Genomic DNA, 8,024 nt, shown 5'->3' with positions numbered 1-8,024 from the left:
GGAGAATGGTTAGTAATACGTGTACCCTTACATTCTGGGTCAGAATGATTTCGCAGCATAAGGGACGCAAAATTCAAAGGAGTGAAATGTATTGAACACGCAAACCGAGGTACTGAAGCGAAACATTGACAACATGATCATTCAGGAGAACCAAGGCGGCTTGAACGATCAGGAAAAATTCATCATGCAGAAGCTAATGCGTGAGAAATACCAGCAGGAACACGAAAGCAAACAGGAACAGCGCGAGGAAGACAAAGAGGAATAACGGGGAAACCGTTTGATATACGTTAGTAACAAGGATGATGAAAGCCGTGGCGATCAGGGAATCGGCTTGGGGCAGAACATCATCGGCAAGAAGGAAGGCATGAATGGCAGCTACTGAGGCTGCTGTTCATGCCTTTTTTTGTGTCCCGGTCAGGAAGGGGAACGATATTTCGTTTGGGGGGCGCAATTTTCGTTCTTGCTGATGGTTACCCGAAAAATGAGCACCTTGATACGAAATCTGAAACCTTACATGCAGACCATGTACGATTTACAATAGAAATATAGAGAATGTAAGGGTTTTCAAAATGATAGGATCAACTTGGAGGTCATAACCATGCAAAATCAACTTCATGCCGACGCTTCCGAAACCGGTGTCGGTCCCTCGATGGAGCCTTCTGTGCAGGATAAGAGGAAGCTCGACAGAAAAAGATGGCTCAGAAAGCTCTACGGCCAACGACATCTTCAAATTATGGCGCTGCTCGGCGTTGTGTGGATGATCATCTTCAACTACATTCCCATGTACGGTGTCATCATTGCATTCAAAGAATTTAATATTGTCAAATCCATCGGCGAAGCTCCGTGGGTCGGGCTGGAACACTTCAAGGAGTTCTTCTCGGACGAAGACTTCACCAACGTTATGCGAAATACGCTCGGGATCAGCTTGCTGAAGCTGTTCATCGGATTTCCGCTGCCGATCATTTTTGCGCTCTTTCTGAACGAGATCCGGTCCGTTCGCTACAAGCGAACGATCCAGACGATCTCCTATCTGCCTCACTTCTTGTCATGGGTCATTCTGGGCGGCATTCTGATGACCTGGCTAGCGGATATCGGAATCATCAACAATATCCTGCTGGCCCTGCATATTATCGACGAGCCGATCACGTATCTGGCCGAACCGAAATATTTCTGGGGAATCATTATCACTTCGGATATTTGGAAGGAGCTCGGTTGGTCCGCGATTATCTATCTGGCGGCCATTGCCAGTATTTCGCCGGAAATGTACGAGGCCTCCACGATTGACGGCGCCGGCCGGTTTCAAAAAATGTGGTATATCACGCTGCCCAGCATCAAGTCGACCATATCCATCCTCTTCATTCTTGCGGTCGGTGGTGTGCTGAACTCCAACTTCGATCAGATTTTGGTGCTCCGGAACTCGCTGAACGAAAGCGCGAGCAACGTCATCGATATTTTCGTATACCACACCGGGATGCAGAACGGACGTTATTCCTACGCGCAAGCCGTTGCCTTGTTCAAGTCCGTCATTGCAATCATCCTGCTGTTGATTGCGAACAGGGTGACCAAAAAACTGAACGACACCTCGCTGTTCTAACGAGAAGGGAGAATGATATTCCATGCTTAAACGCAGAACCAAAGGCGAAGCCTTCTTTGATATATTCAATAACTTCGGCATGCTGATCGTATGTTTCCTGACGATCTACCCGATCTGGTATGTCCTGGTAAATGCCTTTAACGACGGGCAGGACGCCATGCGCGGAGGGATCTACTGGTGGCCGAGGATGTTCAGTTTCGAGAATTTCAGCGCGGTGTTTCAGAGCTCCGGCATCATGACGGCGATGGGCATCACCGTAGCCAAAACCGTGATCGGCGTGTTCATCCATGTCCTCTTCACCGCGATGGTCGCTTATGCATTTTCGCGGAAGGGTCTGATCGGCGGCAAATTCTATATTCTGCTCGGAACGATAACGATGTTTTTCGGCGGTGGACTGATTCCAACCTATCTGTTGATCAAGGATCTGAATATGCTAGACAGTTTCCTTGTGTACATCATACCGGCCATGTTCAGTTTCTTTGACCTCATCATCTTCATGACCTTCTTCCGGGAAATTCCGGACGGTCTGGAGGAGGCCGCGAAGATTGACGGGGCCAACGACTGGTCGATCTTCCTCCGGGTCGTGCTGCCGGTATCCATGCCGGTTATCGCAACGATCGCCTTGTTTCACGGAGTTTATCAGTGGAACGACTACTTCACCGGCGTCATCTATATCAACAATACGGATCTGCAGCCGATCCAGACGTATCTGTATAAGGTCGTCGCTCAATCGAGCTCCAATCAGATGATGGCCCAGGTGCCGGGCGGCGTGGCCAAGACGGTCACTTCCCAATCGATCAAAATGGCGACCATGGTCGTAACGACGGCGCCGATCGTATTCGTTTATCCGTTCCTGCAGCGATACTTCGTCAAAGGGATGATGATCGGCTCCATTAAAGGTTGATTCACAGGAGTCGTTGTTAGCCTTGCTTTCCATCTCCCGGGGAGACCCGGGGGAGGGGAAATCTTACAGGTAGCTTCTCTTGCCTAATCCGGCGGGAGTTCTATATAATCATATTTTTAAATAAGAAAAGGGGTAAACACATGAGCAAGATGCTTAAGCCAAAGAGCCTTCTGTTGTTGATGTTCGCACTGGTCATGGCCTTTACAACAGCATGCTCGTCCGGCGGCGGTGACAATAACGCGTCGGAAAAAGAGGAAGACAAACCGGCAGAAGAAGTAAAACTGACTCAGGACCAGCCGGGATGGGAAGTCGATACCTCCCCGATTACGTTTGATTGGTACATCAACTTCGCCTGGTTCCCGAACAAATGGGGCGAGGACATTACGTCGCAATACGTAACGAAGAAGACGGGGGTTAACGTCAACTTCATCGTACCGGCCGGGAACGAAGCCGAGAAGATGAATACGATGATCGCTTCCGGCACACTGCCTGATTTTATTACGCTGGGATGGTATGAAGACGCTGTCAAAAAAATGATCGAAGGCGACCTCGTTCTGCCGCTGAACGAACTGGCGGACCAATACGATCCGTATTTCTATAAAGTAACCGACCCTGCGAAGGTGTCGTGGTACACCAAGGATGACGGCAACATTTACGGTTATCCGAATGCCTCCTCTTCACCGAAGGACTATGAGAAGTTTGGCGATAACATTACCTCCAACCAAACGTTCCTGGTCCGCAAAGACATGTATGAGGCGCTCGGAAGCCCGGATATGCGCACGCCGGAAGGTTTCCTGAAAGCGCTTGAGGACGCCAAGAAAATGTTCCCGGACGTGAACGGACAGCCGCTCATTCCGTTTGGATTGCATGATTTCCATGAGAAAGGCAACAGCTCCCTCGAGGGCTACCTGCAGAACTTCCTCGCCATTCCGCAGGATAAAGACGGAAAGCTGTATGACCGAAGCACCGATCCGGAATATGTAAGATGGTTGAAGACGTTCCGTACGGCGAATGAAAAAGGTCTGATGTCCAAGGATATTTTCGTGGATAAGCGTCCGCAGATGGAAGAAAAAATCGCACAGGGCCGCTATTTCGCGATGCTGTACCAACGCAGCGATATGGCGAACCAGCAGAACGCGCTGTATGCAAACGATCCGAACTCCGTGTACATCGCGGTGGACGGACCGGCTAACTCCAATCTGGATCAGCCGACCTTGTCGGGTCCTTCGATCTCCGGCTGGACGGTAACCTTGATCTCCAAGAACGTAAAAGACAAAGCACGTGCCATTCGCTTCCTGGATTACCTGATCTCCGAAGAAGGCCAGCGTGATACCTACTTGGGCGAAAAAGGCGTGACATGGGATACGATTGACGGTAAAGATCAATTCCTGCCTGAGGTTGCAGAGCTGCTGAACAGCGACCGCGGCGCATTCGACAAGAAGTACGGAGCATCCCATACCTTCTGGATGATGATGGATACCAACATCACGCCGGCTTGGGCGCCTCCGGCCGTAGAGCCATTCAAGCAGATGGAAGACTGGACTCGCGGCAAGACCCAGAGCTTCTCGCAATTCGATCAACTGGATCCGGATGCCAGCTCCGAGGAAGGTATCATTAACGACAAAGTATTGAACGAATGGGGCAAAATCCTGCCGAAGCTGATCTTTGCCAAAACGGATGCCGAATTCGATCAAATCTGGAGCGATTACCAAGCGAAACGCGAATCGCTCGGATTCGCGAAAGTTCAGGAATACAGACAGAAAGAATACGAAGAGAACGTCAAGAAGCTTGAGGAATTCCTGAAATAAGGATTTTCGCTCGAACGCAAAAAAAACAGAATGCAGGCGCAAGGTACCCTATGATCGATTTTGTCGAAATAGGGTGCCTTTTGTCGCATCACGAGCTAATATAGGATGGTATCCGATCGGCTGATGCTGCCTTTCCATCCAGGACTCGGTTACGGTTATTTCATGAAACGGGATGTGACAGTCATGATGAAACGAATGGCATCGCTTATACAATCGTTTACCTATTGGATTGGCCGCAGGTCGATGCAGAGCCGTTTGGTTGCTGCCTATATCTTGATTTTGCTGATTCCGAGCATTATCGTGTCGAATTATTTTTTTAAGCAGATTCGGGATACCTATATCAGCGATGCGCTTAACCAGAACTCGTTCCTGCTGGAAATCGAGAAGATGAACATGCTGAACCAGATCGAGGCGATCGAAATGGCCGCACAGCTGGCGATTTCGGACGACGGGATCAAGGATTATCTTCGGATCAATGAAGAGCCCGAGCCGGCATGGCTGATCGATTTGGCATGGGGGCCTTTCAAGGATATACAACGGATCCAAACGAACAATCCGAATATTACGCATCTTCGGTTATACACCAACAACTCGAACGTGACGGAGATGTGGCCGATCATTTTCCATGAGAAACGGATCGCAAGCGAGCCGTGGTTTCCCAAGGTCAAGGAGTTGGACGGCGGGGAGATGTGGGTATTCAACCACCGCGATCCCGATATTCTGCAGCGCTACGCCGCCGACGTGTCCGAAGAGCAGCCGAAGGTGTCCTTGATCCGCCAAGTCCATAACGGGAATTACAGCGGCGTGATTCAGGTGGATATGCTGCTCAAGTATTTTGCTCCGAAGACCTTTGCCGGTATCGTGGATGACAGCTCGCAGATGGTCATCGTGGATCAGGAAGGGAAGTTGTTCATGGATCGAAGCCAATCGTTCATGACCAGTCACGAGGGACTCCGGGACGAGGTGGAGCTTCAATTCGCTAAGCTGAAGCTGCAGACGGGCGACTCCGAGGAGACCATGCATGCCAGGTTCAGCCTGGAGGGTTCCTCGTTCCTGCTGATTGCGACGCCGATGGAGCGGCTTCATGCCCACGTGCTGAATGTCGTTTCCCTGGAAGGGGCGCTGAATAACGTATCCAAGGCCCAGGGACAGATTATAGCCGCGAACGTCGTGCTGATCATTCTGCTGTCGATTATTACGTATTACTTGAATTCCATTATCCTGAAGAGCCTGCGTCGTTTAACGGAGACGATGAAGAGAGTCCGCAAGGGAGAGGTTACCGCGGCCATTGCGATCCGAGGCGGCGGCGAGGTGGGCGAACTGGCGCATCATTTTAACAAATTGATCCGCACCATCAATGAACTGATTGCCCAAGGGGTTCGCAAGCAGGCGGTGACCAAGGAGGCGGAGCTGCGCACGCTGCACAGCCAGATCGATTCCCATTTCCTGTACAACACGCTCGAAAATATTAAAATGCTGGCCGAAATCGAGGGACAGCGGACGATTTCGGACGCGCTGACCTCCCTAGGCGGAATGATGCGTTATAACTTCAAATGGTCGGGAGAGTACGTCAAGCTGAGGGATGAGATTCGCCATATCCGCAACTATATCGATGTAATGAATATCCGGTTCGACGAGCCGATCCGGCTTGAACTCAACATTCCGTCCGAATTCATGGAGCTCGAGGTATTGAAAATGTCGCTGCAGCCCATCGTGGAAAATGCCGTCAAGCATGCCTGGCCGGAGTTCCCGGATCAGGAGAAGCAGATCAAGATCGATGTCATCGCATGGGAAGAGGACCAGATTACGATTAACGTCACGGACAATGGAATCGGGATCGAGCCTTATCGGCTGGGCAGGCTGGGCGAGATTCTGCGAACGGCGGACGACGAGGAGCTCCCTTCGGGAGATTATGGGCGCGGCGGCGTGCAGGCCGGTGGAATCGGGCTTCGAAACGTGCACCAGCGAATCCGGTTGTTCTATGGGAATGAATATGGAATCGAAGTGAAGAGCGAAGAGGGGAAGTTTACGCAGGTGACCATGACATTCCCTAAAGTGCTGTTAACAGGAGGAGGCAGTGGACATGAGAAGTCTGATGATCGTGGATGATGAGAAGAATATCCGGTATGGCCTGAAAACGATGATTGAACGGGAGTTCCCGGATCAATACGAGATCCGTTTGGCTGCCCAAGGGCAGGAAGCGCTGGAAGCCTACAACGAACAACCGGCCGATATCGTCATTACGGACATCCGGATGCCGGTCATGGACGGAATACGCCTGATCGAGGCGCTGGCCGAACGGGAGGGTCCGCTGGGAGTTAAACCCGTCTTTCTGATTCTTAGCGGGTATGACGATTTTGAATATGCGAAGGCGGCGATCCGGTACCAGGTGAAAGAGTACCTTCTTAAGCCGATTCGACGGGACGAACTGTTCGCTGCCCTCCGAAAGACAGAAGAAGTTTTGATCCGGCAAGCGGACGTGCATGACCGCATGGCGGCCAGTGACGCATATCTTCAACAGCTGCAGACCCATCGGCTGAAGGAACTCCTGGAGCGGCCCCAAAGTGTGGATGGGGAGCCGGAGGCTGCCGCGGCAAAAATCGGATTTGATTCCTTCGTAAAGCCATTTCGGGTAGCAGTGATGAAATACAAATACGAAGACGGCAACTCCATGAACAAGGATGAGCTGAAGCAGCTGATTGATAACATGACGGCTTCGGTGGAAGGGCGGATCAATGCGTGTTTCCTGGACGGTAAGGGGAGGGTCGTGCTCATTGGCAGTCCGGACGGACAATTCGAGAAGCTGGCACGGCAGTTTACCGAGCGGGAGATGGACGGGCTCTTCGTCGGAATTAGCCGGAAAGGCTTCCGGTTCGAGGATATTCGGAGCTGTTATAACCAAGCGCTGACCGCTTTGAGTTATACGTTCATTCACCCCAACGTCAAACTGATGAGCCATGATGACATTCAAGGGGAGCTGAACACGTATCCGGTGCCGGAAGAGAATATCCGCAAGCTCGGCAACATGCTCGGCACGGAGCGGGAGCGGGAGATCAAGGCGCTGCTGCTGGATATTTTTCATATCGGGGATATGCCGCATGTGGCCATCGATTATTTGGAACATGTCAGCAAGCGGATCAATGAGCAGGTGCTGGATGAGGTGTTCCGCGTGTACGGGGAATCCATGGTAGAAGTGTTGAAGCTGTACCGCAAGGTAGGGACGATGGACAATTACCGTCATTTTCACACTTACTTCAGAAATTTGGAGCATCTGCTGCTGCATGTGAATGAATATGTTAAAGGGATTCGTTCCGCCCACAGCGAGCATTCCGAGATCAAGGCAGCGGTAAGTTACATGGAGGAGAATTATCACAGGCCGCTGAACATGGCGATGGTCAGCAATTATGTATCGTTGAATTATTCGTATTTCAGCGAAGCGTTTAAGGCCCATACGGGCGAAAATTTCGTGGTTTATCTCAAAAAGCTGCGAATAACGAAAGCCAAGGACCTGCTTCAGGACGGTGACATGAAGCTTGCCGATATCGGCAAAGCGGTCGGGTTTGAGAACACCAAGCAATTCTCGCGCGTCTTCAAAGAGCTGGAAGGCATCTCGCCACATGAATACCGGATCAAGGTGCAGACGGATGCAGGCTTGCAGCAGGAATGATTTCAAAATAGTGCTGGGAGGACCAGTCGCCAAAATGATATTGTCTATGAT

The 8,024-nt window shown here is 51.0% G+C and carries 6 protein-coding genes; all 6 read left to right on the top strand.

Features of this window, described 5'->3' with window-relative positions:
• Positions 1-91 precede the first annotated feature (91 nt).
• The 6 genes from HMPREF9412_RS32905 (at position 92) to HMPREF9412_RS12370 (ending at position 7,973) form a co-directional block, all read left to right on the top strand.
• On the top strand, positions 92-265 hold the full coding sequence (locus HMPREF9412_RS32905) for a hypothetical protein (protein ID WP_009591843.1): 174 nt from the start codon (positions 92-94) through the stop codon (positions 263-265).
• Positions 266-598: 333 nt separating this feature from the next.
• A complete protein-coding gene (locus HMPREF9412_RS12390) occupies positions 599-1,594 on the top strand; it encodes an ABC transporter permease (protein WP_009591873.1) in 996 nt (331 codons plus the stop codon).
• A gap of 22 nt (positions 1,595-1,616) precedes the next feature.
• On the top strand, positions 1,617-2,498 hold the full coding sequence (locus HMPREF9412_RS12385; protein ID WP_009591847.1) for a carbohydrate ABC transporter permease: 882 nt from the start codon (positions 1,617-1,619) through the stop codon (positions 2,496-2,498).
• 140 nt (positions 2,499-2,638) lie between these two features.
• The gene (locus HMPREF9412_RS12380; protein ID WP_009591856.1) at positions 2,639-4,306 is read left to right on the top strand and encodes an extracellular solute-binding protein; all 1,668 of its coding nucleotides are present in this window, start codon (positions 2,639-2,641) and stop codon (positions 4,304-4,306) included.
• A gap of 105 nt (positions 4,307-4,411) precedes the next feature.
• On the top strand, positions 4,412-6,415 hold the full coding sequence (locus tag HMPREF9412_RS12375; protein ID WP_009591860.1) for a cache domain-containing sensor histidine kinase: 2,004 nt from the start codon (positions 4,412-4,414) through the stop codon (positions 6,413-6,415).
• Positions 6,390-7,973, top strand: coding sequence for a response regulator (locus tag HMPREF9412_RS12370; RefSeq protein ID WP_036672052.1), 1,584 nt, complete (start codon positions 6,390-6,392; stop codon positions 7,971-7,973). The genes HMPREF9412_RS12375 and HMPREF9412_RS12370 overlap by 26 nt, the downstream gene beginning before the upstream one ends.
• Positions 7,974-8,024 lie beyond the last annotated feature (51 nt).

The sequence above is a fragment of the Paenibacillus sp. HGF5 genome (assembly GCF_000204455.1).
GTDB lineage: Bacteria > Bacillota > Bacilli > Paenibacillales > Paenibacillaceae > Paenibacillus_AQ > Paenibacillus_AQ lautus_A.
Note: the sequence above shows the minus strand (reverse complement) of the source record. Positions and strands in the feature narration are given on the sequence as shown.

Coding starts and splice junctions, on each gene's coding strand:
- HMPREF9412_RS12375 (WP_009591860.1), top strand. CDS start 4,412: ATGGTATCCGATCGGCTGATGCTGCCTTTCCATCCAGGACTCGGTTAC.
- HMPREF9412_RS12380 (WP_009591856.1), top strand. CDS start 2,639: ATGAGCAAGATGCTTAAGCCAAAGAGCCTTCTGTTGTTGATGTTCGCA.
- HMPREF9412_RS12390 (WP_009591873.1), top strand. CDS start 599: ATGCAAAATCAACTTCATGCCGACGCTTCCGAAACCGGTGTCGGTCCC.
- HMPREF9412_RS12370 (WP_036672052.1), top strand. CDS start 6,390: ATGAGAAGTCTGATGATCGTGGATGATGAGAAGAATATCCGGTATGGC.
- HMPREF9412_RS12385 (WP_009591847.1), top strand. CDS start 1,617: ATGCTTAAACGCAGAACCAAAGGCGAAGCCTTCTTTGATATATTCAAT.